Genomic DNA, 20,455 nt, shown 5'->3' on the forward strand with positions numbered 1-20,455 from the left:
CATGTCTCGCATCGACGGCCGTACCCCAGGCCAGCTCCGCCCGGTGACCATCCAGCGTGGCTGGAGCAAGCACGCGGAGGGCTCCGTGCTGGTGTCCTTCGGCGACACCAAGGTCTTCTGCACCGCCAGCGTCACCGAGGGCGTGCCCCGCTGGCGCAAGGGCTCCGGAGAGGGCTGGGTCACCGCCGAGTACGCGATGCTGCCCCGGTCCACCAACACCCGGGGCGACCGGGAGTCGGTGCGCGGCAAGATCGGCGGCCGTACCCATGAGATCTCCCGGCTGATCGGCCGCTCGCTGCGCGCCGTGATCGACTACAAGGCGCTCGGCGAGAACACCATCGTCCTGGACTGCGACGTCCTCCAGGCCGACGGCGGCACCCGCACCGCCGCCATCACCGGCGCCTATGTCGCGCTCGCCGACGCCATCGCCTGGGCCCAGGCCAAGAAGCTGGTCAAGCACGGCAAGCAGCCGCTGACCGGCACCGTCTCCGCGGTCAGCGTGGGCATCGTGGACGGCGTTCCGCTGCTGGACCTCTGCTATGAGGAAGACGTCCGCGCCGAGACCGATATGAATGTGGTCTGCACCGGCGACGGCCGCTTTGTCGAGGTGCAGGGCACCGCCGAGTCCCAGCCCTTCGACCGCGAGGAGCTCAACGCCCTGCTGGACCTGGCCGTCCAGGGCTGCACCGAGCTCACCAAGGTCCAGCAGGAGGCGCTGGCCCGCACCCTGTCTTAATACAGACCACCTAAGATGCACGGGGGTACGGGCCGGTTCCGTACCCCCGCGACCACTTAGGGGAAACGCCATGGCACCGCGCCGCCGAACCGCCGCACTCGCGGCCCTGCTCGCCGGGGTCCTCGCGCTGCCGTTGGTCTCCGGCTGCTCCAGCGGCGGCCAGGACGACGGCAAGGACTGCGGCAAGCCGGCCAGGACCATCGGCACGGACGCGGACCAGCTCATCCAGGCCATGGGCGACGGCTCCAAGGACCCGCAGAGCGCCCAGGAGTTCGTGGACAAGATCAACCGGGATCTGGACCAGCTCACCAAGCAGAACGGCGAGGACTCCTCGGTCAAGGGCGCCACCACCCGGATCACCGAAGCCGTCAGCGACATCCAGGACAGCATCGGCGACGGCGAACGCCCGGAGTCCGCCCCGCTGAAGAGCGCCGTGGCCGCGCTGACCAAGGCGTGCGCGGCCGGCTGAGGCGTCCGGGCCGGCGGGCGGGCCGGAGATAATCGGTGCTCATGAAGCGCCTGATCCTCGCCACCCGCAACACCAACAAGGTCACCGAGCTGCGGTCCATCCTGGCCGCCGCCGGCCTGGACTTCGACCTGATCGGTGCCGACGCCTATCCCGAGATCCCCGACGTCAAGGAGACCGGCGTCACCTTCGCCGAGAACGCCCTGCTCAAGGCGCACGCCCTGGCCCGGGCCACCGGTCTGCCGGCCATCGCCGACGACTCCGGGCTGTGTGTGGACGTCCTCGGCGGCGCCCCCGGCATCTTCTCCGCCCGCTGGTCCGGCCGGCACGGCGACGACCGGGCCAACCTGGAGCTGCTGCTGGCCCAGCTGTCCGACATCGCCGAGGAACACCGCGGCGCCCATTTCGCCTGCGCGGCCGCGCTGGCCCTGCCGGACGGCACCGAGCGGGTGGTGGAGGGACGGCTGAGGGGCACCCTGCGCCATCGGCCCGCCGGGACGGGGGGCTTCGGCTACGACCCGATCCTGCAGCCCGAGGGCGGGAGCCGCACCTGTGCCGAGCTCACCGCCGAGGAGAAGAACGCGATCAGCCACCGGGGCAAGGCGTTCCGCGAACTGGTGCCGGTGGTACGGGAGTTGCTGGCCTGAGGACTGGGCCGGTCCGCAACACGCATATGGCGTGGCACCGTTCAACGGTGTCACGCCATATCCGTGAGCCCGGTGGGACTCGAACCCACGACACACCGGACCTAAACCGGCGCCCTCTGGCCAGCTGGGGTACGGGCCCAACGTGCCTACTGTACTGTGCGGCGGCCGCCGGCCGGCCGGGGCCCGTACCCGCCCAACACCGGGCGGGCGGAAAGCTCATACCGCCCGAACGGAACGCGCGGGCCGATTTGGCCGTCCCTCACACCGAAGGCCGAAACCGGCCGGTTCCCCGCTCCGCACCGAGGAAGCCCCCATGACCGACCGCGCCGCCCCCAGCCGGGCCAGCAGGAGATCCGCCCTGGTGGTCTTCGCGGTGGTCACGGTGCTGGCGCTGTGCGGCGTCTGGGCGGGCCGGGCCGCGGACCGGTCCCGGACGGTGTCCGAGGCGCCCAGGACCGAGGCGGCACAGAAGGCGGCGGACGACCGCGAGGCGGCGGCCGGGGCCGGCGGCGGAGCGGCCGGCGGGGGAGCCGGCGAGCTGCCCGGAGTACGCGACTGCGGCTACGGCGAGCCGGTGCCCAAACCGAAGATCATCACCCTGACCTGTGCCAACACCGGGACGGTGGCCAGCGACATCCACTGGGACGAGTACCGGCAGGACCGGGCCGAGGGCACCGGGGCGGTCCAGGTCACCGGCGGCGCCGGCGGCACCGCCCGTACCTCCTTCCGCGCCCGGGTCACCCTGCTCGCCCCCAAGAACGTGGACGGCCAGATGGTCTTCTCCTCCCTCGAGGTCCGCTACACCGGCATGACCCCCGCCGGCAAGCAGACGGAGACTTACTCGATCGCGTGATGGGAATCCGTGGCCGGATCGCCTTGGCGATCTCCTCCGTTACCGCCCTGGCCGTCGTGCTGCTCGGGGTGGGCGTGCACCATATCTCCGGGCTGGAGCGGGACCGCAAGGCGATGGCCCAGCAGGACGAGCAGCTCAGCTCGGCGCTGCAGATCTACCAGCGGGACGGGCAGTTGGTGCTGGGCGCCCAGCTGGACGCCACCCTGCCGGCGCCGCTGGCCAAGGCGGTGGCCAAGGGGCCGCGCACCTATATCAGCGGCGGCGCGGACCCCCGGGTGTGGGCGGCGGCCCGGGTGGGCGACCGGGTGCTGTCCGTCTCCACCTCCTTCCCCAAGCGCGACGCGTTCCAGCAGGCGCTGGACCGGGCCCTGGTGGTGGCCGGCGCTGCCACCGTGGCGCTGATGGCGGTGGTCGCCTGGTTTGTGGCCCGGGGCCTGTCCCGCCGGCTGCGGGACAGCGCGGCGGCGGCCCGCCGGATAGCCGACGGCGGCACCCCGGAGGCGGGCGCGCCCGGCGGCCGGGGCCGGGACGAGGTGGCCGAGCTGGAGCGCTCGGTGCACGCCATGGCCGCCTCGCTGGCGGCCCGGGTGGAGGCCGAGCGCGAGTTCACCGCGGATGTGGCGCATGAGCTGCGCACCCCGGTGGCCGGGCTGGTGGCTTCGGCCGAACTGCTGCCGCACCCACGGGCGGTGGAGATGGTGCAGGAGCGGGCGCAGACCCTGCGGGCGCTGGTGGAGGACCTGCTGGAGGTCTCCCGGCTGGACGCCGGGGTGGAGAGCGCCCAGCTGGATCCGGTGGAGCTGCCCTCGCTGGTGCATGGCATCGTCAAGCGGGCCCGCGGCCAGCGCGGGGTGGACGATGTGGCGGTCGAGGTGATCGGCGAGGGCCGGATCGTGGCCACCGACGCCCGCCGGGTGGAGCGGATCCTGGTGAACATCCTGGCCAACTCGGCCAAGCACGGTAAGCCGCCGATCGAGGTGACGGTGGAGGGCACCCGGATCACGGTGCGCGACCATGGCTCCGGCTATCCGGAGGACCTGGTGAGCCAGGGGCCGCGCCGGTTCCGCACCGCCGCTCCGGAGCGCGGCACCGGCCATGGCCTGGGGCTGACCATCGCGGTGGGACAGGCGGCGGTGCTGGGCGCCCGGCTGGCCTTCCAGGCCGCGCCGGGCGGCGGGGCGCAGGCCGTCCTCGACCTTCCGGAGGCCGAGGCCGCGGAGGGTTAGGAGGCGCCGGTCAGGAGGCGTCGGCCGCCAGGCCGAGATCCTTGATGATCTTCGCTACATGCCCGGTGGCCTTGACGTTGTACAGGGCGCGTTCGACCTTGCCCTCCTCGTCCACGATCACCGTGGAGCGGATCACGCCGGTCACGGTCTTGCCGTAGAGCTTCTTCTCGCCGAACGCGCCATAGGCGGCCAGCACTTCCTTCTCCGGGTCGGCGAGCAGGGTGACCCGGAGGTCCTCCTTCTCCCGGAACTTCGCCAGCTTCTCCGGCTTGTCCGGGGAGATGCCGATGACCTCGTAGCCGTGCCCGGCCAGGAAGGCGAGGTTGTCGGTGAAGTCGCAGGCCTGCTTGGTGCAGCCCGGGGTGAGGGCGGCCGGGTAGAAGTAGACGATGACCTTGCGGCCCCGGTGGCCGGCCAGCGAGATCTGCTTGCCGTCCGCGTCGGGGAGGGAGAAGGCGGGGGCGGTGTCGCCGGGGCTCAGTCGCTCGCTCATGGCTCTCCTACGGGGTGAGTCGGTTGGTGCCGGGGTCCGAGCCTAGCCAGGGCCCGGGGATCGGGGGTGCCATGGGGCGCGGGGCCCGGGGAGCTGACAGACTGTGGTCATCACTCTTCATCACACTTATTGCGACGACGGAGGCAGCGCGGTGCCGGAAGCCAGGACCCCTGCGCAGATCGAGGCGGACATCGCCCACAGGCGCGGTGAGCTCGCCCTGACGCTCGACGAGATCGGTGTGCGGCTGCACCCGAGCACGATCATCGGGGACGCCAAGGCCAAGGTGACCTCGAAGGTGGACCAGACCGCCGGGCGGGCCTGTGCGGCCGCCGGCCGGATCGTCGCGGATGTCCGCGCCCAGTTCGTCACGGACGAGGGGGTGCCGCGGCTGGAGCGGATCATTCCGGCGGCCATGCTGGCCGTGGGCGTGGTGGGGCTGCTGGCCGCCTCCCGCCGCCGTCGCTCCTAGCGGGCGGGCACCCGGATCCGTCCCCGTGGCGCCGGACCGGCGCGCGGGCAGGTACCGTCTTGGCGTGAGTACGAACACGACCCACGACAAGCTGCCCATCCGGATGCTCCACGACCGTGTGCTGGTCCGGACCGACATTCCCGAGGGCGAGCGCCGGTCCACCGGCGGCATCGTCATCCCGGCGACGGCCGCGGTGGGCCGCCGTCTGGCCTGGGCCGAGGTCGTGGCGGTGGGACAGAGCGTACGCACCGTGGAGCCCGGTGACCGGGTGCTCTACGACCCCGAGGACCGGGCCGAGGTGGAGGTCCGCGGGGTGGCCTATGTGCTGATGCGCGAGCGCGACCTGCACGCGGTGGCCGCCGAGCGGCTGGAGGGGTCGGAGGACTCCACCGGCCTCTACCTGTAGCGGTAGCCTGGGCCTTCCCGACGAGACGCGCCGTACCGGGTCAGGACAAGACGACGCACCCCTGAAGTCGATTCCTTACGGATCACTGTGGAGGTGCCGTCATGGCATGGGTCCTGCTCGTCGTCGCCGGCCTGCTGGAGGTCGGCTGGTCGGTCGGCATGAAGTACACCGACGGTTTCACCCGGCTGTGGCCCAGCGTGTGCACCGTGCTGGGCATCGCCGCCAGCATGCTGCTGCTGGCCCGGGCCGCCCGGACGATCCCGGTCGGCACCGCCTATGGCGTCTGGGTCGGCATCGGTGCGGCCGGCGCGGCGGTGCTGGGCATGCTGCTGCTGGGCGAACCGGCGTCCGGGCCACGGGTGTTCTTTGTGGCCCTGCTGCTGGTGTCCGTGACCGGGCTCAAGCTGACCTCGGGGCACTGACCCCTGGGACCGGCTCAGTAGTCATAGCCCAGCAGGTCGTGCGAGGAGTGGTCGCCCGGCCGCCCCTCCCGCCCGCCGTACGGCGGGAGGCTGATGATCGGCCCCGAGGGCGGGCCGGTGGGCGTCGGCGGCCCGGGCGGCAGCGTGGGCCGGCGCGGCGGTGTGGTGGTCGGCGGCAGCTCCGGCGGTGCCGAGGTGACCGGCGGCGCGCTGCTGCTGGCCGGCGGCGCCGAGGAGGCGGGCGCCTCCGGCGGCGGGGTACCCGCGCCGTTCTGCAGCTCCAGGTCGAAGTCGGTGGGCTCCGTGCCCGCCAGCGCGTCGGAGGTGTACGCGGCCCAGATCTGCGCCGGGTAGCCGCCGCCGTTGATCCGGGGCAGCCCGGTGGCCCCGTAGAGCGACTTCTGCTCGCCGGTGTCCGAGTCCTGCCCCATCACCGCCACCACGGTGGCCAGATCCGGGGTGTAGCCGGCGAACCAGGCTGCCTTGTCCTCCTCCGCGGTGCCGGTCTTGCCCGCCGAGGGCCGGCCGGAGGCCCGGGCCGCGGCGCCGGTGCCATTGGGGTTGTCGACCACGCTCTGCAGGATCGAGGTGGTGGTGTCCGCGGCCGGCCGGGCCACCGCCTGCCGGCGGTCGTTGCGGTCCGGCAGCTGGACGTCCTCGCCGCCCTTGCTGGCCTTCTCCACCAGGCTGTACGGGCCGTGCCGGCCATGGTTGGCGAGGGTGGCGTAGGCCTGGCACATGTCCAGCACACTGGCCGTGGCCGGACCCAGCGCGATCGACGGAGTGGCCGTCAGATCGGGCGTCTTGGCCGGGATGCCCAGCGCCAGGGCGGTGCTCTTCACCTTCCCCGGGCCGACGTCCTCGGCCATCTGCGCGTACACCGCGTTGACCGACAGATCGGTGGCCTTGGTGACGGTCATCGGACCGTAGCTCTTGTCGTCCTCGTTGGACGGCGCGTAGCCCACCGGCCCGTCCGGCCCCTGCACCGGCCGCTTGTTGGTGCCGTCGTAGACGGTGTACGGGGTGATGGTGCGGCCCTGCTGGGTGGTGGCGTCGTTCTGCACCGCCGAGGTAAAGACAAACGGCTTGAAGGTGGAGCCCACTTGGTAGTCGCGCCGGGTGGCGTTGTTGACGTACTGGCGGGTGTAGTCGATGCCGCCGTAGAGGGCGACCACCTTGCCGGTCTGGGGATCGATGGAGGCGCCCCCGGCCCGGACATAGGAGTCCACCTTGCGGGAATCGCTGAGCTGGTCCATCAGTTGGGCCTTCACCGCGCTGACGAACGCGTCCTGCTTCTTGCGGTCGATGGTGGTGGTGATGCGGTAGCCGCCGGCCGCCAGGGTCGTCTCGTCGATGATCTTGTTGCTGGTGAGGTAGTCCTTGACCGCCTCCACCAGGTAACCGCGCTGCCCCGACATCCCGTTGCGGGCCCGGGCCTTGCCGGGCAGCGGGAACTTGATCTTCGCCCGGTCGGCGGGGCTCAGCCACTTCTTCTTGACCATGCCATCCAGCACATAGTTCCAACGCGCCGTCGCCCGGCCCTTGTTCTCCGGGTGCGCGCCCACGTCATAGGCGCTGGGCGCGTTGAGCAGGGTGGCCAGATAGGCGCCCTGGGCCAGGTCCAGCTTGTCGGAGTCCTTGCCGTAGTACGCCTGCGCGGCGGCCTGGATGCCATAGGCGTTGCGGCCGAAGTAGCTGGTGTTGAGGTAGCCCTCCAGAATGTCGTCCTTGCTGGACTCGCGGTCCAGCTTGATGGCGATGAAGAACTCCTTCACCTTGCGGCTGATGGTCTGTTCCTGGCCCAGGTAGTAGTTCTTGACGTACTGCTGGGTGATGGTGGAGCCGGACTGCTTGCCCTTGCCGGTCACGGTGTTCCACGCCGCCCGCACCATGGCCTCGGGATTGACCGCGGACTCGGAGTAGAAGTCCCGGTCCTCGGCGGCCAGCACCGCGTGCTGGACCTCCTTGGGCACCTTGCTCAGCGGCACGCTCTCCCGGTTGACCTCGCCGTCCCGGGCGAGCTGGCTGCCGTCGGCGTAGAGGAAGACATTGCTCTCCGCGGTGGCCGCCTTGTTGGCCGGCGGGATGTCCACCAGCATGTAGCCGGCGATCAGACCGCCCGCGATCAGCAGCACCACCAGGACGAAGCCGCCCAGCACCATCCGCCAGGTGGGCAGCAGCCGGCGCCAGCCGGTGCGCTTGGGACGGCCGTTCACACCCTTGGGCGCCCAGCCCTGCGGACGCTGCGGTGACTGCTCGTCGCTCATGTCTCCTGGGACTCCTCGGCGGCGGGTGTCGAAGCCGTGCCGTACGCCCGCGAAACACTGTCGCACCGCGGGTTCCGGCTGAAGGTGCGGCGCACCTTTGGCAGCACGGTGACCCCTTTCGGGTCAGGTCCACCACCCCTCGGGGTGAGAAATTCACCTGGCCCGGGACGGACGCGTCCGGCTATGCTCCTGCGCTTCGGGTTCGGCCCGACCAGTCGGCGGACTAACAAAGTTCAACGAGAAGAGGGGGCGCGGGATGCGGCTGTACGCCGCCGTCGCGGTGAGCGCCTTCCGCCGGCACGCCACCTACCGGATGGCCACGGCGGCCGGGGTGTTCACCAACACCGTCTTCGGTTTCATCCTCGCCTACACCTTCACCGCCCTCTGGGACGAGCGCCCCCACCTGGGCGGTTACGACCAGGCGCAGGCGCTGGCCTTTGTCTGGGTGAGCCAGGCGCTGCTGGCCACCGCGGCGCTGATGGGCGGCGGCTTCGAGGCCGAGCTGCAGGAGCGCATCCGCACCGGGGACATCGCCATCGACCTCTACCGCCCGGCCGACCTCCAACTGTGGTGGCTGGCCGCCGATCTGGGCCGGGCCGCCTTCCAGCTGCTGGGCCGGGGCGTGGTGCCACTGGCCGCCGGCGCCCTCTGCTTCCAACTGGCACTGCCGTCCTCGCCGTTGCGCTGGCTGGCCTTTCTGCTGGCGGTCTCGCTGGGCCTGCTGGTGAGCTTCGCGCTGCGCTATCTGGTGGGGCTGTGCTCCTTCTGGCTGCTGGACGGCTCCGGGGTCAATGTGATGAGCACCCTGCTGGGGGTGTTCTGCTCCGGGATGCTGCTGCCGCTCACCGTCTTCCCCGGCGCCTTCGGCGCGACCGTCCGGCTGCTGCCCTGGGCCTCGGTGCTCCAGGTCCCGCTGGACATCCTGCTGGGGCGGCACACCGGGCCGGCACTGGCCGGGGCGCTGGCCTTCCAGGCGGTCTGGGCGGTAGCGCTGCTGGCCCTGGGCCGGCTGATCCAGGCGCGGGCCACCAGGAAGGTGGTGGTGCAGGGTGGTTGAGCGCTGGGCGAACGGACTGCGCGGCTACGGCCTGATCGTCGCCATGTGGATCCGGGCCACCCTGGTCTACCGGACCTCCTTCCTCATCAACACCCTGGGCAACTTCCTCGCCAATGCCCTGGACTTCATCGCCATCCTGCTGATGTTCTCGCATATCGACGCGCTCGGCGGCTTCGGTCTCCCGGAGATCGCCCTGCTCTACGGCGCCGCCTGCTCCTCCTTCGGGCTGGCCGACCTGCTGCTGGGCAATGCCGACCGGATAGGGCAGCGGGTGCGCGACGGCAGCTTCGACATCCTGCTGCTGCGACCGGTGCCGGTGCTGGCCCAGGCCGCCGCGGACCGGTTCGCGCTGCGCAGGCTGGGCCGGATCACCCAGGGCGCGCTGGTGCTGGGCTGGGGGATCAGCCGGGTGGACATCAACTGGACCCTGGGCAAGGCCCTGTTCACGGCCATGATGGTGATCAGCGGGTCGGCCATCTTCGGGGCGGTGTTCATCGCCGGGGCGGCCTTCCAGTTCTGGGCGGCGGAGGCGTCCGAGGTGTCCAACTCCTTCACCTTCGGCGGCTGCACCCTGCTGCAGTACCCGCCCACCGTGTTCGCCCGGGAACTGGTGCGCGGAGTGACCTTCATCGTTCCGCTGGCCTTCGTCAACTGGCTGCCGGCGCTGCATCTGCTGGGCCGGGCGGACCCGCTGCACCTGCCCGGCTGGGTGGCCTACTGCGGCCCGCTGGTGGCACTGCTGACGCTGACCGCCGCCGGACTGCTGTGGCGGGCGGGGCTGCGGAGTTACCGGAGCACGGGGAGCTGACCATGAGAGCGGACGACGAGGCGTTCATCGAACTCCACGAGGTACGCAAGGTGTTCGAGGTCCACCGCCGGACGGGCCTGCTGCGCCGGGAGCGGCGCGAGGTACGGGCGGTGGACGGACTGAGCTTCACCGTGCCCCGGGGCGAGATGGTCGGCTATATCGGGCCCAATGGCGCGGGGAAGTCCACCACCGTCAAGATGCTCACCGGCATCCTCACCCCCAGCGGCGGCCGGCTGCGGGTGGCGGGCATCGACCCGTCCCGCGACCGCACCCGGCTGGCCCGCCGGATAGGAGTGGTCTTCGGCCAGCGCACCACGCTCTGGTGGGACCTGCCGCTGGGCGACTCCTTCGGGCTGGTGCGCCGCATGTACCGGATCCCGGACGCCCGTTACCGCGCCAACCTGGAACGCTGCACCGAACTCCTGGACCTGGGCGGTCTGCTGGACGTACCGGTGCGCCAACTCTCCCTGGGACAGCGGATGCGCGGGGACATCGCGGCCGCGCTGCTGCACGACCCGGAGGTGCTCTACCTCGACGAACCCACCATCGGGCTGGATGTGGTGAGCAAGGCCAAGGTGCGTGAGTTCCTGCGGAACGTCAACGCCGAGCGGGCCGTCACCGTCCTTCTGACCACCCATGACCTGACCGACATCGAACAGCTCTGCAAGCGGGTGATGGTGATCGACCATGGGCGGCTGGTCTATGACGGGGCGCTGGCGGGGCTGCACGCGGTGGGCGAGAGCGAGCGGATGCTGGTGGTCGACCTGGAGCGCGAACTGCCACCCATCGAGGATGTGGCGGGCGCCCGGCCGGTACGGGTGGAAGGGCCCCGGCAGTGGCTGGCGTTCGCCGCCGGGCAGAGCGCCGCACCACTGGTCGCCGCGCTGGCGGAGCGCTATCCGCTGGCCGATCTCTCGGTACGTGAACCCGATATCGAGGATGTGATCGCCCATATGTATGGGGATCGCAGCGGCCTCTGACGGGCTTTACCCTGGTGGTCATGACAAGCGAACTCCCGGAAATGCGGGCCTCCGACGCCGATCGCGAGCGGGTGGCCGAGGTGCTGCGCGTGGCGGTGGCCGAGGGCCGGCTCGACATGGAGGAGTTCGGCGAGCGGCTGGATGCCGTGTACCAGGCCCGCACCCATGGCGAGCTCCAGCCGCTGGTGCGCGACCTGCCGGCGGCCGCCGCCCAGGGCACCGAGCCGGTGCCGGCCGGGGACTGGGCGGGGCGGATCGGCCGCGTCCCCGCCTCCCGCTCCGCGGTGGCGGTGATGGGCGGCTTCCAGCGCAAGGGCAACTGGACGGTGCCCCGGCGCCTCACCTCCTTTGTCTTCTGGGGCGGCGGCCAGATCGATCTGCGGGAGGCGGACTTCGAGGGCCCCGAGATCGAGATCCGCTGTATCGCCATCATGGGCGGCATGGAAGTGATCGTCCCGCCGGAGCTGGACGTCCAGGTCACCGGACTCGGGGTGATGGGCGGCTTCGACCACTCGGGCAGCGGCGCCGGCACCCCCGGCTCGCCCCGGGTACGGATCACCGGCTTCGCCTTCTGGGGCGGGGTGGGCGTGCGGCGCAAGCGGCGCCGCGAGGAGCGCGGCCTGGCCCGCGAGGAGCGCGGCAAGTCACTGGAGTAGCGCCGCCTCGGGGTGCGTTTCGAGTGCGGGCCGTTTGTGGCTGGTCGCGCCCACGCGGCGGAGCCGCCTGAGCGCAGCCGCCCCGCGCCCCTTGCGGGGCACCGGCGCGCTGTGTCAGGTCCGCAGTGCGGCCAGGTCCACCGCGTCGGCCATCACCCGGTAGCCGGCGTCATTGGGGTGCAGATGGTCCCCGCTGTCGTAGGCGGGCAGCAGCCGGTGGGGATCGCCGGGATCCCGCAGCGCCTGGTCGAAGTCCACCACCGTGTCGAACACCCCGCCCGCCCGGATCAGCCGGTTCACCGCCAGCCGCACCGGCTCCTGCCGGTCGGCGGTCACCCCCCAGTGCCCGCCGAAGGGCATCAGCGTGGCCCCGGCCACCCGCAGTCCCCGCTTGTGCGCCCGGGCGGTCAGCTGCCGCAGCCCGGCCACGATCCGCCGGGGGTCCAGCTGCTGCGGCCGGCGCAGGATGTCATTGACGCCCAGGTCCACCACCACGACCCGCACCGCGGTGCGCTCCAGCACATCCCGGTCGAACCGGTCCAGCGCACCGGGGTTGTTCTGCGGCGTCCGGCCCCGGTTGCCCAGCAGCACCCGGTTGCCGCTGATGCCCTCGTTGAGCACCCCATAGCGGGGCGCGCCGGCCTCCCGCCGCAGCCGGGCCGCCAGGAAGTCCGGCCAGCGGTGGTCGGCGCCCGGGGTGGAGGTGACGCCGTCGGTGAGGGAGTCGCCCAGCGCCACCAGCGTGCCCTGCGCCTGGGTGGTCCAGACGTCCACCCCGGTGACATAGCGCCAGTAGGAGGTGCGGCCGGTGTAGGCCGTGCCGCCGGTGTCCTGGACATGCTCGCCCCGGGCCAGATAGGAGATCTGACGGGCGTGCGGATGCAGTGTCACCGGGCCGGCGGGCACCGGGGAGTACAGGCTGACCAGCAGGTCCGCCGCGGGCGGTACGGTCAGCCGCGCCGGGTCGCTGACCACCGACCGGCCGGCGGGCACGGTCACCGAGCGCTGTCCGCCGAAGGTCAGCCGGCGCATGCTCCCCGGTGCCGCCGTGGCCGTGCCGTTCCGGCCCGGCGGCTTCGCCGCCACGGCCAGCGAGGCATCCCCGATGGCCAGCGGCCGGTCGCCGAACAGGTTGGAGAACTGCACCCGGGCCGCGCTGCCGCCCACGCTGGTGTGCACCACATTGCGCAGGGAGAAGCCCGGCAGGCCGTGCCCGGTGTTGGGCTCGGCGAAGGCCGGCGCCGCCGCCCAGGTGCCCACCCAGCCGCCCGCCGGGGTGGCCGGGGCCTCGCCCACCGCGTCCCGGGCCCGCTCCGGCCGCCGGGCGCCGCCCAGGAAGACCGCCGTGCAGACGAGTATCACCACCGCCGCCAAAGCGGCCGGCAGGGCATAGCGGATGCCGCGTGGCAGGGGCCTGGTCATGCGGAGTCTCCTGGTACGGCGGGGCGGGCGGCACCGGGAGCGGAGCCGCCCGCCGTTGCATGATCCCACCATGGCGGGAACTCTCCGCCCGTCTCCCGAGTCGTCCGGTAGGGACAATGCAGAAGAGGACGGTCTGAACGGGTGAGGTGGATGAAACGGTCGCAAGGTGAGAATTCGCCGGACGCCGAGGAATGGATGCCCATGGCGCGGGGCGGACTCACCTCCTCCGCTGCCGCGGATGAGGAGCGCCGGCGCGGGGTGCGCCGGATGAAGACCTTCGCCACCGGACTGCTGCTGGCCGTCGCCCTGGTCTATGCCCTGGCCACCTGGGCCCGGGCGGCGGGCGCCGGCGGCTGGGCGGGCTATGTGGCGGCCGCCGCCGAGGCGGGCATGGTCGGTGCGCTGGCCGACTGGTTCGCGGTCACCGCGCTGTTCCGCCGCCCGCTGGGACTGCCCATCCCGCACACCGCGATCATCCCCACCAAGAAGGACCAACTGGGCCTGAGCCTGGGTGAGTTCGTGGGTGAGAACTTCCTCTCCGGCACGGTGGTGCGCCGCCGGCTGCGCGCGGTGGGCATCGGTTCCCGGCTGGGCGCCTGGCTGGCCCGGCCGGAGAACGCCGACCGGGTCACCGCCGAACTGGCCGCCGCGCTGCGCGGCGCGCTCACCGTGCTGCGCGACTCGGACGTCCAGGCGGTGGTCGGCGAGGCCATCACCCGCCGTGCCGACGCCCAGGAGATCGCCCCGGCCCTCGGCGGCACCCTGGAGCAGATCGTCACCAAGGGCGGCCACCGCAAGGTGGTGGACCTGGTGTGCGTACGGGCCCACGACTGGCTGGTGGCGCACGGCGATTCGGTGATGCAGGCGGTCACCGGCGGGGCTCCCGGCTGGACCCCGCGCTTTGTGGACCGCAGGGTCGGCGAGCGGGTCTACAAGGAACTGCTCCGCTTTGTCACCGAGATGCGCGATATGCCCGACCACCCGGCGCGTGGCGCGGTGGACCGCTTCCTCACCGACTTCGCCCGGGACCTCCAGTCGGATCCGGACACCCGGGCCCGGGTGGAGCGGCTGAAGTCCGAGGCCCTGGGCCGGGGTGAGGTACAGGACCTGATCACCTCCGCCTGGAGCTCGGTGCGCGCCATGGTGGTGGCCGCCGCCGAGGACGAACGCAGCGAGCTGCGGCTGCGTGCCCGGGCCGCCATCCTCTCGCTGGGCTCCCGGATGACCGCCGACGACCGGCTGCGGGCCAAGGTGGACGGCTGGCTGGAGGACGCCGCCGTGCATGTGGTGACCACCTATCAGGACGAGATCACCTCGCTGATCAGCGAGACGGTGGCCGGCTGGGACGCGGAGCAGACCTCCCGCAAGGTGGAGGCGCACATCGGCCGCGACCTCCAGTTCATCCGGGTCAACGGCACGGTGGTGGGCGCCCTGGCGGGCCTGCTGATCTACACCGCCTCCCGGCTGGTCGGCGGCTGATCCGCCGTGGCCCGCCGAACCCATAGGGTCGGCGGATGTGCTGAAGAAACGACCCGCCATCCTCTGGCTGCTGGTCCCCTATGTGCTCTACCTGGGGGCGCTGCCGCTCGCCGACCGTGTCCATCCGACCGTACTGGGACTGCCCTTCCTCTTCTTCTGGCTGCTGCTGGCCACCCTGCTCACCCCGCCGGCCGTCTATCTGCTCTACCGCAGTGACCGGAAGCGGGGCCGCGCGTGAACGCCACCGTCGCCACCAGTGTCTTCGGCGTCTTTATGCTGCTGACCGTGGCCCTGGGGCTGCTGGCCGTCCGGGGGCGCGGCCGGGGCGGTGGCATCACCGAGTGGTCGGTGGGCGGCCGCAGTCTGGGCACCGTCTTCATCTGGGTGCTGATGGCAGGCGAGGGCTACACCAGCTTCAGTTATCTGGGCGCGGCCGGCTGGGGCTACAACTTCGGTGCCCCGGTGCTCTATGTGGTCGCCTATCTCTCCTGCGGCTATGCCCTCGGCTATCTGGTGGGCCCCACCCTCTGGTCGTACGCCCGGCAGCACGGCCTGGTCTCCATCACCGATATGGCCGCCCACCGCTATGGCCGCCCCTGGGTGGGCACCCTGGTGGCCGTCCTGGCGACCGTCTGCCTGCTGCCCTATATCCAGCTCCAGATCACCGGCATGGGTGTGGTGGTGTCGACCATCTCCTATGGCGCCATTTCCCTCAACTGGGCCTATTTCCTGGCCTTCGCGGTCACCACCGGCTTTGTGGTGGTCAGCGGCCTGCGCGGCAGCGCCTGGGTCTCGGTGCTCAAGGATGTGCTGGTCATCGGGACGCTGGGCTTTCTGGCGCTGTATGTCCCGCTGCACTACTTCGGCGGCTATGGCCCCTTCCTGCACCGGCTGACCACCGAGAAGCCACCGTGGCTGACCCTCAGCGGACACGGCGGCAGCCACCTGGGCCGTACCTGGTTCATCAGCACCGCCTTCCTCAACTCCCTTACCGTGGTCATCTTTCCCACCACGGTGGCCGGCTATCTCGGCGCCCGCAGCGCCAACGCCCTGCGCCGCAATGCCGTGCTGCTGCCCTTCTACAATGTGCTGCTCTATGTGCCGATGCTGCTGGGCCTGGCCGCCCTGTTCGTGATCCCCTCACTCACCGGCGCGGGCTCCAACCTGGCGCTGTTCAAGCTGGTGGTGGACTCGCTGCCGGCCTGGGCGGTGGGGGTGATCGGAGTGGCCGGGGCGCTGTCCTCGATCGTGCCGATGGCCGTCTTTATGCTGGTGATCGGCACCATGTGGGGGCGCAGTGTGCTGGGCACGGTGCCCGCGCTGGCCGACCGGCCCGACCGGCAACGGCTGGCCGCGCAGGCGGTGGTGGTGGCGGCCGGGGCACTGGCACTGATCCTCACCTACACCCGGCCCGACACCCTGGTGCGGCTCTCGCTGATCTCCTATGAGGGCATGGCGCAGCTGGTGCCGATGGTCCTGCTGGGCCTGGTCTGGCGGAAGTTGACGCTCTGGGGCGCGCTCGGCGGGCTGCTGGCGGGCGGGGGCCTGGTGTGCTTCCTGGTCTTCACCGACCGGGACCCGGTGTGGGGGGTGAACGCGGGCGCACTGGCGCTGGGGCTGAACCTGGTGGTGGCGCTGATGGTGTCCTGGCTGGGTCCCCAACCCGCCGACGACCGGCCGGACTCCGAGGTGCTGGCCCGGGATCCGGGGCCGGACGAGGCCGTTGTCGGTGGCCCGGTCTAGGGTCGGTACGACCGGTCGAGGACGGTGCGCGGGGAGCCCAACTGCTCTTCTTCGGCAGTGGATTGCTCGGCACCGTCGCCGCACTGACCGCCACGGCCGCGGTGGCGCCGGCACGGCAAGGGCCCGAAGCGGCTGCGGCAGGCGCTGAATGAGGTCTGCGCCGGGGCGGTGGCGAAGCTCGCGCCATGGCTGTCCTTCGGCACCCTGATCACGGTGGCCGTGGTGCCCTTGGCCGCCGCCCTGTATGTGGTGACGAGTACCGTGTGGTCCGCTGTGGAACGGGCGTGGCTGGAGGTCAGGCCGGTCCCGTCGGACGTGAAGTGACTGTCCGAAGACCGAAACGGCCCTTGCCGCACCCGGTTCGATCTTGGACGATCGTCGGAGCCGACCGCGTTCCAGGGGGAGTTGTACCAATGAAGCTGCTGCGTGTCGGCCCGGCCGGGGCGGAACGTCCGGCGCTGCTCGAGGAGGACGGGACGCTGCGCGATCTGTCCCGGGTGATCTCCGACATCGACGGCGCCTTCCTGGGTGACCGGGCCGCGCTCGCCTATGTGCGTGCCGCGGTGGGGGCGCGGGTGCTGGAGGTGCTGGACGGGCGGGGGCTGCGCGTCGGGCCGCCGCTGGCCCGTCCCGGGAAGATCGTGTGCGTGGGCCTCAACTACCGGGCGCATGTACGGGAGATCGGGGCCCGGATGCCCACCGAGCCGGTTCTCTTCCTCAAGGCTCCGGACACCGTGGTGGGCCCCGAGGACACCGTGCTGGTGCCGCCCGGGAGCACCAAGACCGACTGGGAGGCGGAGCTGGCGGTGGTCATTGGCCGTACGGTCCGCCACGCCCGCAACGCGGAGGAGGGCCTGGCGGCGGTGGCCGGCTATGCCGTGGCCAACGATGTCTCCGAGCGGGCCTTCCAGTTGGAGCGCGGCGGGCAGTGGGGCAAGGGCAAGAACTGCGAGACCTTCAACCCGCTGGGCCCCTGGCTGGTGACCGCCGACGAGATCCCGGATCCGCAGGCGCTGGGGATCCGGGCCTGGGTCAATGGCACGCTGATGCAGGAGGGCAGCACCGCCGACCAGATCTTTCCGGTCGGCCAACTGGTCGCCTATATCAGCCGGTTTATGACCCTCTACCCGGGCGATGTGATCAACACCGGCACCCCGGCCGGGGTCGCCCTGGGGCGGCCGGAGCCCAAGCCCTATCTGCGGGCCGGGGATGTGGTGGAGATCGAGATCGATGGGCTGGGGCGGCAGCGGCAGCAGCTCAAGGACGTGTGAGCGCTCCGCCGGCGGGCTGCGTTCGGGGGACCTGTCGCGCGCGCTGACCAGATCGCGCCCGCTTTGTGTGCTTATCGTCATGCATGCGCTACCCCCCGCATGGGCGTCACCGTCAGAGTCCCTCCACCACCAGGACGACCGCTGCCGCGCTGGCCCTGGTCGCGCTGATCGCCGTGCTGGGCGCGCTGCTGCTGTTCGCCTTTACGGTGCCGGTGCCGGTGTCCGGATTTACGGTGCCGGCATCCGGCCATGGCGCGGCCGGGTCCGACGACGGCCGCAACGGCGGACGGGCCGTACCGCCGCCCTGGCCCGCCGAGCCGCGCGGCCGGGACCGCCGGCCCATCACGGTCGCCCCGGTCTCCGCCCTCCCGGTCGCCGGTGACGGTCATGAGCCGGCCCGCACCGGCCCGCCGATGAGCAGCGACATGCTGCTGGGGGCGGCGCTGGTGGCGGTGGGCTCGGGCGTCGCGCTGGCGGTTCTCTACCGTTCCAGGCCGGACTGAGAGCCCGTTCCAGGCCGGACCGAGAGCGCTTGTCGCGCGGTGGCGCGCCCCTCCACTCCATGCTGTGATCGAAGAACAGGCGCAGACGTCATCGACTGGCAGGCACAGGGATGTGCGAGCAGAAGGACGTGACGATCATGGCTGGAAATCAAAACATCACGGCCCGCGACATCATGCACCGCGAGGTGACCTGCATCGGCGAACACCAGTCGCTGCAGGAAGCCTGTCAGATGATGCGTGATCTCGATGTGGGTGCGGTGCCCATCTGCGGCGATGACAACAAGCTCAAGGGAATGATCACCGACCGCGACATTGTGACCAAGTGCTGTGCGCAGGGCCGCGATGTCGCCCAGGTCACCGCGGGTGAACTGAGCAACCAGGTGCGCTGGATCGATGCCGGGGCCGATGTCCGGGACGTCCTGGATGTTATGGAGCAGTACCAGATCAAGCGGCTGCCGGTGATCGATGAGAACCGTCAACTGGTCGGCCTGATCAGTGAGTCGGACCTGGCGCGCAATGTGACCGATGAGCAACTGGCGGAGTTCGTCAGCAAGGTGTTCGTCCCGCACCGTTCCTGATCGACTTTGTGATCCATGTGACAGGTAGGAATTCTCCTACCTATAGTGCTCCCTATGAAACCCACCCACGCCCAGGACCGGGTCTTCGCGGCGCTGGCCAGCCCCGTGCGGCGCGAGGTGCTGCGGATGCTGCGCGAGGAGGGCGCCAAGCCGGTGGCCGAGCTGGCCGCCCGTTTCGATATGGCGCGCCCCAGCTTCTCGGAGCATCTGCGGGTCCTCCGGGAGGCGGGGCTGGTCGGCGAGGAGAAGGTGGGCCGGCAGCGGTTCTACCGGCTGGAGCCCGTCCCGCTGGCCGAAGTCCAGGACTGGCTCAGCCCGTTCGAGCGGTTCTGGCGCGAGCGGCTGACCGCCTTGCGCGGGGTGCTCGATCACATGGAAGACGAGGAAGCATGAGTGTTGACGATCTGACGGCCGTCCATGTGGACGAGTTCCTGGCCCACCCGCCCGCCAAGGTCTGGCGGGCCCTGACCGAGCCGGACCTGCTCGCCCAGTGGCTGATGCCCGGCGACTTCCGGCTGGCGGTGGGCCACCGCTACACCATGCGCGCCATGCCGCTGCCCGCCACCGGGTTCTCCGGGGTGATCCAGGCGGAGGTGCTGGCCTTTGAGCCGGAGCGGATGCTCAAGCTGGGCTGGCGGGACGCCGATCCGGAGGCGGGCAGCGACGCGGACTGGACCATCACCTGGACGCTGCGGCCGGAGGGCAGGGGGACCCGGCTGTTCCTCGCCCATGAGGGCTTCGATCCCGACAACCCCCTTCAGCAGCGGGCGCGTTCCATCATGGGCGGTGGCTGGAAGTCGGGCGTGACCACGCGCCTGAGCGCCGTACTCGACCGGATCTGAGCCGCCCGGTCCGATCAGTCGAAGGAGATGACGCGCCCCTCGTTCGCGGAGACGCGGGCCGCCTCCAGAACGCGCAGCGCCGCCGCGGCCTCCCGGGCGGTGACCGGCGGCCGCCCGCCCGTGCGCAGCGCCCGGGCGATGGCCGAGTAGTAGGCGGGGTAGTCGCCCGGCAGGGAGGGCACCGGCTCCCCGCCGCCGGTGAGCGGGGACTCGCCCGCGCCCAGCCGGCCCCAGGAGGTCTGCGGTTCCACGCCCCAGGCGATGGTGCCGTCCCCCGGCCGCAGGCCCTCGCGTAGTGCGGCCTCCTGTGGGTCCAGGCCGTACTTCACATAGCCCGCGTCACTGCCCAGCACGCGGAAGCGCGGGCCGAGTTGGGCGGTGGTGGCGCTCATCCACAGATGGGAGCGGACGCCATTGGCGTGGGTGAGGGCGACAAAGGTGTCGTCGTCCGTCTCGGCGCCGGGCCGGCGCACATCGGCCTGGGCGTATACCGAGGCCACCGGGCCGAAGAGGGCCAGGGCCTGGTCCACCAGGTGGCTGCCCAGATCGTAGAGCAGCCCGCCCAGCTCGGCGGGGTCGCCGGACTCCCGCCAGCCGCCCTTGGGGTGCGGCCGCCAGCGCTCGAAGCGTGACTCGAAGCGCAGCACCTGGCCGAGGGTGCCGTCGCCGAGCAGTTTGCGGATGGTGAGAAAGTCGGCGTCCCAGCGGCGGTTCTGGAAGGGGCTGAGCAACAGGCCCCGGGCGTCGGCCAGTTCGGCCAGCTGCTCGGCCTCGGCGGCCGTCGCCGCCAGCGGCTTGTCGACCACCACCGGCAGCCCGCACTCCAGGGCCTGCCGGGCGAGCGGCACATGGGTGCGGTTGGGGGAGGCGACGACGATCAGGTCCAGCTCATCGGCGCGGGCGAAGAGCGCCTCCGCGTCGTCCGCCGTCCGGGCCCCGGGATGCTCGGCCGGCACCTGCCGCCGCCGCTCGGGGTTGGCGGTGACGACCGTGTCCAGGACCAGGTCCCGGGCGGCGGCGATCAGCGGGGCGTGGAAGAAGGAGCCCGCGACGCCATAGCCGATGAGGCCGACGCGCAGCGGAGTGCCGGGGGTTCCCTGAGTGCCAGTGGCAGTGCCATCCATGGCAGCC

At 71.5% G+C, this 20,455-nt stretch carries 25 protein-coding genes, 1 tRNA gene and 1 riboswitch; of the genes, 21 read left to right on the plus strand and 5 right to left on the minus strand.

All coding sequences use genetic code 11. The annotated features are described in order from the left end of the window. Nucleotide 1: 1 nt before the first annotated feature. The 3 genes from rph to rdgB all read left to right on the plus strand — a co-directional run bounded on the left by rph (nucleotide 2) and on the right by rdgB (nucleotide 1,849). Nucleotides 2-736 (plus strand): ribonuclease PH, encoded by a 735-nt coding sequence (gene rph, locus ACIHFE_RS00140; RefSeq protein WP_400102917.1) that lies wholly within the window; start codon nucleotides 2-4, stop codon nucleotides 734-736. 70 nt (nucleotides 737-806) lie between these two features. Next, entirely contained in the window at nucleotides 807-1,205 is a 399-nt protein-coding gene (locus tag ACIHFE_RS00145) for a hypothetical protein (RefSeq protein ID WP_400102919.1), read from the plus strand. Between the two features lie 41 nt (nucleotides 1,206-1,246). Further along, nucleotides 1,247-1,849, plus strand: a complete 603-nt coding sequence (gene rdgB, locus ACIHFE_RS00150) for an RdgB/HAM1 family non-canonical purine NTP pyrophosphatase (protein WP_400102921.1) — start codon at nucleotides 1,247-1,249, stop codon at nucleotides 1,847-1,849. A 64-nt stretch (nucleotides 1,850-1,913) separates the two neighbouring features. Here rdgB and ACIHFE_RS00155 read toward each other — a convergent pair. Then, nucleotides 1,914-1,988 (minus strand) — tRNA-Leu (locus tag ACIHFE_RS00155). Nucleotides 1,989-2,162: 174 nt separating this feature from the next. Between ACIHFE_RS00155 and ACIHFE_RS00160 the strand changes: the two genes are divergently transcribed. Both ACIHFE_RS00160 and ACIHFE_RS00165 read left to right on the plus strand, forming a co-directional pair. Then, complete coding sequence (locus tag ACIHFE_RS00160) at nucleotides 2,163-2,702, plus strand: hypothetical protein (RefSeq protein WP_400102923.1); 540 nt, start codon at nucleotides 2,163-2,165, stop codon at nucleotides 2,700-2,702. Further along, nucleotides 2,702-3,928, plus strand: coding sequence for an ATP-binding protein (locus ACIHFE_RS00165; RefSeq protein WP_400104370.1), 1,227 nt, complete (start codon nucleotides 2,702-2,704; stop codon nucleotides 3,926-3,928). Before ACIHFE_RS00160 ends, ACIHFE_RS00165 begins: the two co-directional genes overlap by 1 nt. A 10-nt stretch (nucleotides 3,929-3,938) precedes the next feature. On the opposite strand, the gene bcp is transcribed toward ACIHFE_RS00165, so the two are convergent. Then, on the minus strand, nucleotides 3,939-4,421 hold the full coding sequence (gene bcp, locus ACIHFE_RS00170) for a thioredoxin-dependent thiol peroxidase (protein ID WP_400102925.1): 483 nt from the start codon (nucleotides 4,419-4,421) through the stop codon (nucleotides 3,939-3,941). A gap of 151 nt (nucleotides 4,422-4,572) precedes the next feature. Here bcp and ACIHFE_RS00175 point away from each other — a divergent pair, with 151 nt between their 5' ends. The 3 genes from ACIHFE_RS00175 to ACIHFE_RS00185 all read left to right on the plus strand — a co-directional run bounded on the left by ACIHFE_RS00175 (nucleotide 4,573) and on the right by ACIHFE_RS00185 (nucleotide 5,718). Beyond that, nucleotides 4,573-4,890 carry a DUF3618 domain-containing protein gene (locus ACIHFE_RS00175; protein ID WP_400102927.1) on the plus strand — a complete coding sequence of 106 codons (318 nt, stop codon included), beginning with the start codon at nucleotides 4,573-4,575 and terminating at the stop codon, nucleotides 4,888-4,890. 103 nt (nucleotides 4,891-4,993) lie between these two features. After that, on the plus strand, nucleotides 4,994-5,296 hold the full coding sequence (locus ACIHFE_RS00180; protein WP_048831771.1) for a co-chaperone GroES: 303 nt from the start codon (nucleotides 4,994-4,996) through the stop codon (nucleotides 5,294-5,296). Continuing rightward, a riboswitch (guanidine-III (ykkC-III) riboswitch) is annotated at nucleotides 5,297-5,356 on the plus strand. It begins immediately after the preceding gene. A gap of 41 nt (nucleotides 5,357-5,397) precedes the next feature. Further along, complete coding sequence (locus ACIHFE_RS00185) at nucleotides 5,398-5,718, plus strand: DMT family transporter (RefSeq protein ID WP_400102930.1); 321 nt, start codon at nucleotides 5,398-5,400, stop codon at nucleotides 5,716-5,718. A gap of 14 nt (nucleotides 5,719-5,732) precedes the next feature. Here ACIHFE_RS00185 and ACIHFE_RS00190 read toward each other — a convergent pair whose 3' ends face one another. Further along, nucleotides 5,733-7,985 (minus strand): transglycosylase domain-containing protein, encoded by a 2,253-nt coding sequence (locus ACIHFE_RS00190; protein ID WP_400102932.1) that lies wholly within the window; start codon nucleotides 7,983-7,985, stop codon nucleotides 5,733-5,735. Between the two features lie 256 nt (nucleotides 7,986-8,241). Between ACIHFE_RS00190 and ACIHFE_RS00195 the strand changes: the two genes are divergently transcribed. From ACIHFE_RS00195 to ACIHFE_RS00210, 4 genes are read left to right on the plus strand one after another with little or no spacing between them, the layout of a single operon-like run. Further along, nucleotides 8,242-9,042, plus strand: a complete 801-nt coding sequence (locus ACIHFE_RS00195) for an ABC transporter permease (protein ID WP_400102934.1) — start codon at nucleotides 8,242-8,244, stop codon at nucleotides 9,040-9,042. 43 nt (nucleotides 9,043-9,085) lie between these two features. Next, nucleotides 9,086-9,850, plus strand: a complete 765-nt coding sequence (locus tag ACIHFE_RS00200) for an ABC transporter permease (RefSeq protein ID WP_400104371.1) — start codon at nucleotides 9,086-9,088, stop codon at nucleotides 9,848-9,850. A 2-nt stretch (nucleotides 9,851-9,852) separates the two neighbouring features. Next, on the plus strand, nucleotides 9,853-10,830 hold the full coding sequence (locus ACIHFE_RS00205) for an ATP-binding cassette domain-containing protein (protein ID WP_400102936.1): 978 nt from the start codon (nucleotides 9,853-9,855) through the stop codon (nucleotides 10,828-10,830). A 20-nt stretch (nucleotides 10,831-10,850) separates the two neighbouring features. Next, nucleotides 10,851-11,486 carry a DUF1707 domain-containing protein gene (locus tag ACIHFE_RS00210; RefSeq protein WP_400102938.1) on the plus strand — a complete coding sequence of 212 codons (636 nt, stop codon included), beginning with the start codon at nucleotides 10,851-10,853 and terminating at the stop codon, nucleotides 11,484-11,486. 114 nt (nucleotides 11,487-11,600) lie between these two features. Here ACIHFE_RS00210 and ACIHFE_RS00215 read toward each other — a convergent pair whose 3' ends face one another. Next, complete coding sequence (locus ACIHFE_RS00215; protein WP_400102940.1) at nucleotides 11,601-12,908, minus strand: SGNH/GDSL hydrolase family protein; 1,308 nt, start codon at nucleotides 12,906-12,908, stop codon at nucleotides 11,601-11,603. Nucleotides 12,909-13,103: 195 nt separating this feature from the next. Between ACIHFE_RS00215 and ACIHFE_RS00220 the strand changes: the two genes are divergently transcribed. The 9 genes from ACIHFE_RS00220 (at nucleotide 13,104) to ACIHFE_RS00260 (ending at nucleotide 19,324) form a co-directional block, all read left to right on the plus strand. Further along, nucleotides 13,104-14,387: a DUF445 domain-containing protein gene (locus ACIHFE_RS00220; RefSeq protein ID WP_400104372.1), complete on the plus strand. Its 1,284-nt coding sequence runs from the start codon at nucleotides 13,104-13,106 to the stop codon at nucleotides 14,385-14,387. A 37-nt stretch (nucleotides 14,388-14,424) separates the two neighbouring features. Next, nucleotides 14,425-14,625 carry a DUF3311 domain-containing protein gene (locus ACIHFE_RS00225; RefSeq protein ID WP_400102942.1) on the plus strand — a complete coding sequence of 67 codons (201 nt, stop codon included), beginning with the start codon at nucleotides 14,425-14,427 and terminating at the stop codon, nucleotides 14,623-14,625. After that, nucleotides 14,622-16,130 carry a sodium:solute symporter gene (locus ACIHFE_RS00230; RefSeq protein WP_400102944.1) on the plus strand — a complete coding sequence of 503 codons (1,509 nt, stop codon included), beginning with the start codon at nucleotides 14,622-14,624 and terminating at the stop codon, nucleotides 16,128-16,130. The genes ACIHFE_RS00225 and ACIHFE_RS00230 overlap by 4 nt, the downstream gene beginning before the upstream one ends. A gap of 168 nt (nucleotides 16,131-16,298) precedes the next feature. Next, entirely contained in the window at nucleotides 16,299-16,454 is a 156-nt protein-coding gene (locus ACIHFE_RS00235) for a hypothetical protein (RefSeq protein ID WP_400102946.1), read from the plus strand. 89 nt (nucleotides 16,455-16,543) lie between these two features. After that, complete coding sequence (locus tag ACIHFE_RS00240; protein ID WP_400102948.1) at nucleotides 16,544-17,401, plus strand: fumarylacetoacetate hydrolase family protein; 858 nt, start codon at nucleotides 16,544-16,546, stop codon at nucleotides 17,399-17,401. An 83-nt stretch (nucleotides 17,402-17,484) separates the two neighbouring features. Beyond that, the gene (locus tag ACIHFE_RS00245) at nucleotides 17,485-17,904 is read left to right on the plus strand and encodes a hypothetical protein (protein ID WP_400102950.1); all 420 of its coding nucleotides are present in this window, start codon (nucleotides 17,485-17,487) and stop codon (nucleotides 17,902-17,904) included. Nucleotides 17,905-18,041: 137 nt separating this feature from the next. After that, nucleotides 18,042-18,482, plus strand: a complete 441-nt coding sequence (locus tag ACIHFE_RS00250) for a CBS domain-containing protein (protein WP_400102952.1) — start codon at nucleotides 18,042-18,044, stop codon at nucleotides 18,480-18,482. 54 nt (nucleotides 18,483-18,536) lie between these two features. Beyond that, nucleotides 18,537-18,875 carry an ArsR/SmtB family transcription factor gene (locus tag ACIHFE_RS00255; protein WP_400102954.1) on the plus strand — a complete coding sequence of 113 codons (339 nt, stop codon included), beginning with the start codon at nucleotides 18,537-18,539 and terminating at the stop codon, nucleotides 18,873-18,875. Further along, complete coding sequence (locus ACIHFE_RS00260; protein WP_400102955.1) at nucleotides 18,872-19,324, plus strand: SRPBCC domain-containing protein; 453 nt, start codon at nucleotides 18,872-18,874, stop codon at nucleotides 19,322-19,324. The genes ACIHFE_RS00255 and ACIHFE_RS00260 overlap by 4 nt, the downstream gene beginning before the upstream one ends. A 14-nt stretch (nucleotides 19,325-19,338) precedes the next feature. Here ACIHFE_RS00260 and ACIHFE_RS00265 read toward each other — a convergent pair whose 3' ends face one another. Beyond that, nucleotides 19,339-20,448, minus strand: coding sequence for a Gfo/Idh/MocA family oxidoreductase (locus tag ACIHFE_RS00265; protein ID WP_400102957.1), 1,110 nt, complete (start codon nucleotides 20,446-20,448; stop codon nucleotides 19,339-19,341). Nucleotides 20,449-20,455 lie beyond the last annotated feature (7 nt).

Origin of the sequence: Streptomyces sp. NPDC052396 (assembly GCF_044593195.1) — a bacterium.
Classification (GTDB): domain Bacteria; phylum Actinomycetota; class Actinomycetes; order Streptomycetales; family Streptomycetaceae; genus Streptomyces.

Excerpts from the sequence above, each read along its gene's own strand:
- ACIHFE_RS00265 (WP_400102957.1), bottom strand. The coding sequence starts at position 20,448 with ATGGATGGCACTGCCACTGGCACTCAGGGAACCCCCGGCACTCCGCTG.
- bcp (WP_400102925.1), bottom strand. The coding sequence starts at position 4,421 with ATGAGCGAGCGACTGAGCCCCGGCGACACCGCCCCCGCCTTCTCCCTC.
- ACIHFE_RS00255 (WP_400102954.1), top strand. The coding sequence starts at position 18,537 with ATGAAACCCACCCACGCCCAGGACCGGGTCTTCGCGGCGCTGGCCAGC.
- ACIHFE_RS00200 (WP_400104371.1), top strand. The coding sequence starts at position 9,086 with ATGTGGATCCGGGCCACCCTGGTCTACCGGACCTCCTTCCTCATCAAC.
- ACIHFE_RS00190 (WP_400102932.1), bottom strand. The coding sequence starts at position 7,985 with ATGAGCGACGAGCAGTCACCGCAGCGTCCGCAGGGCTGGGCGCCCAAG.
- ACIHFE_RS00250 (WP_400102952.1), top strand. The coding sequence starts at position 18,042 with ATGGCTGGAAATCAAAACATCACGGCCCGCGACATCATGCACCGCGAG.
- ACIHFE_RS00160 (WP_400102923.1), top strand. The coding sequence starts at position 2,163 with ATGACCGACCGCGCCGCCCCCAGCCGGGCCAGCAGGAGATCCGCCCTG.
- ACIHFE_RS00205 (WP_400102936.1), top strand. The coding sequence starts at position 9,853 with ATGAGAGCGGACGACGAGGCGTTCATCGAACTCCACGAGGTACGCAAG.
- ACIHFE_RS00220 (WP_400104372.1), top strand. The coding sequence starts at position 13,104 with ATGCCCATGGCGCGGGGCGGACTCACCTCCTCCGCTGCCGCGGATGAG.
- ACIHFE_RS00245 (WP_400102950.1), top strand. The coding sequence starts at position 17,485 with ATGCGCTACCCCCCGCATGGGCGTCACCGTCAGAGTCCCTCCACCACC.
- ACIHFE_RS00165 (WP_400104370.1), top strand. The coding sequence starts at position 2,702 with ATGGGAATCCGTGGCCGGATCGCCTTGGCGATCTCCTCCGTTACCGCC.
- ACIHFE_RS00240 (WP_400102948.1), top strand. The coding sequence starts at position 16,544 with ATGAAGCTGCTGCGTGTCGGCCCGGCCGGGGCGGAACGTCCGGCGCTG.
- ACIHFE_RS00195 (WP_400102934.1), top strand. The coding sequence starts at position 8,242 with ATGCGGCTGTACGCCGCCGTCGCGGTGAGCGCCTTCCGCCGGCACGCC.
- rdgB (WP_400102921.1), top strand. The coding sequence starts at position 1,247 with ATGAAGCGCCTGATCCTCGCCACCCGCAACACCAACAAGGTCACCGAG.
- ACIHFE_RS00185 (WP_400102930.1), top strand. The coding sequence starts at position 5,398 with ATGGCATGGGTCCTGCTCGTCGTCGCCGGCCTGCTGGAGGTCGGCTGG.
- ACIHFE_RS00180 (WP_048831771.1), top strand. The coding sequence starts at position 4,994 with ATGCTCCACGACCGTGTGCTGGTCCGGACCGACATTCCCGAGGGCGAG.
- ACIHFE_RS00215 (WP_400102940.1), bottom strand. The coding sequence starts at position 12,908 with ATGACCAGGCCCCTGCCACGCGGCATCCGCTATGCCCTGCCGGCCGCT.
- ACIHFE_RS00145 (WP_400102919.1), top strand. The coding sequence starts at position 807 with ATGGCACCGCGCCGCCGAACCGCCGCACTCGCGGCCCTGCTCGCCGGG.
- rph (WP_400102917.1), top strand. The coding sequence starts at position 2 with ATGTCTCGCATCGACGGCCGTACCCCAGGCCAGCTCCGCCCGGTGACC.
- ACIHFE_RS00210 (WP_400102938.1), top strand. The coding sequence starts at position 10,851 with ATGACAAGCGAACTCCCGGAAATGCGGGCCTCCGACGCCGATCGCGAG.
- ACIHFE_RS00260 (WP_400102955.1), top strand. The coding sequence starts at position 18,872 with ATGAGTGTTGACGATCTGACGGCCGTCCATGTGGACGAGTTCCTGGCC.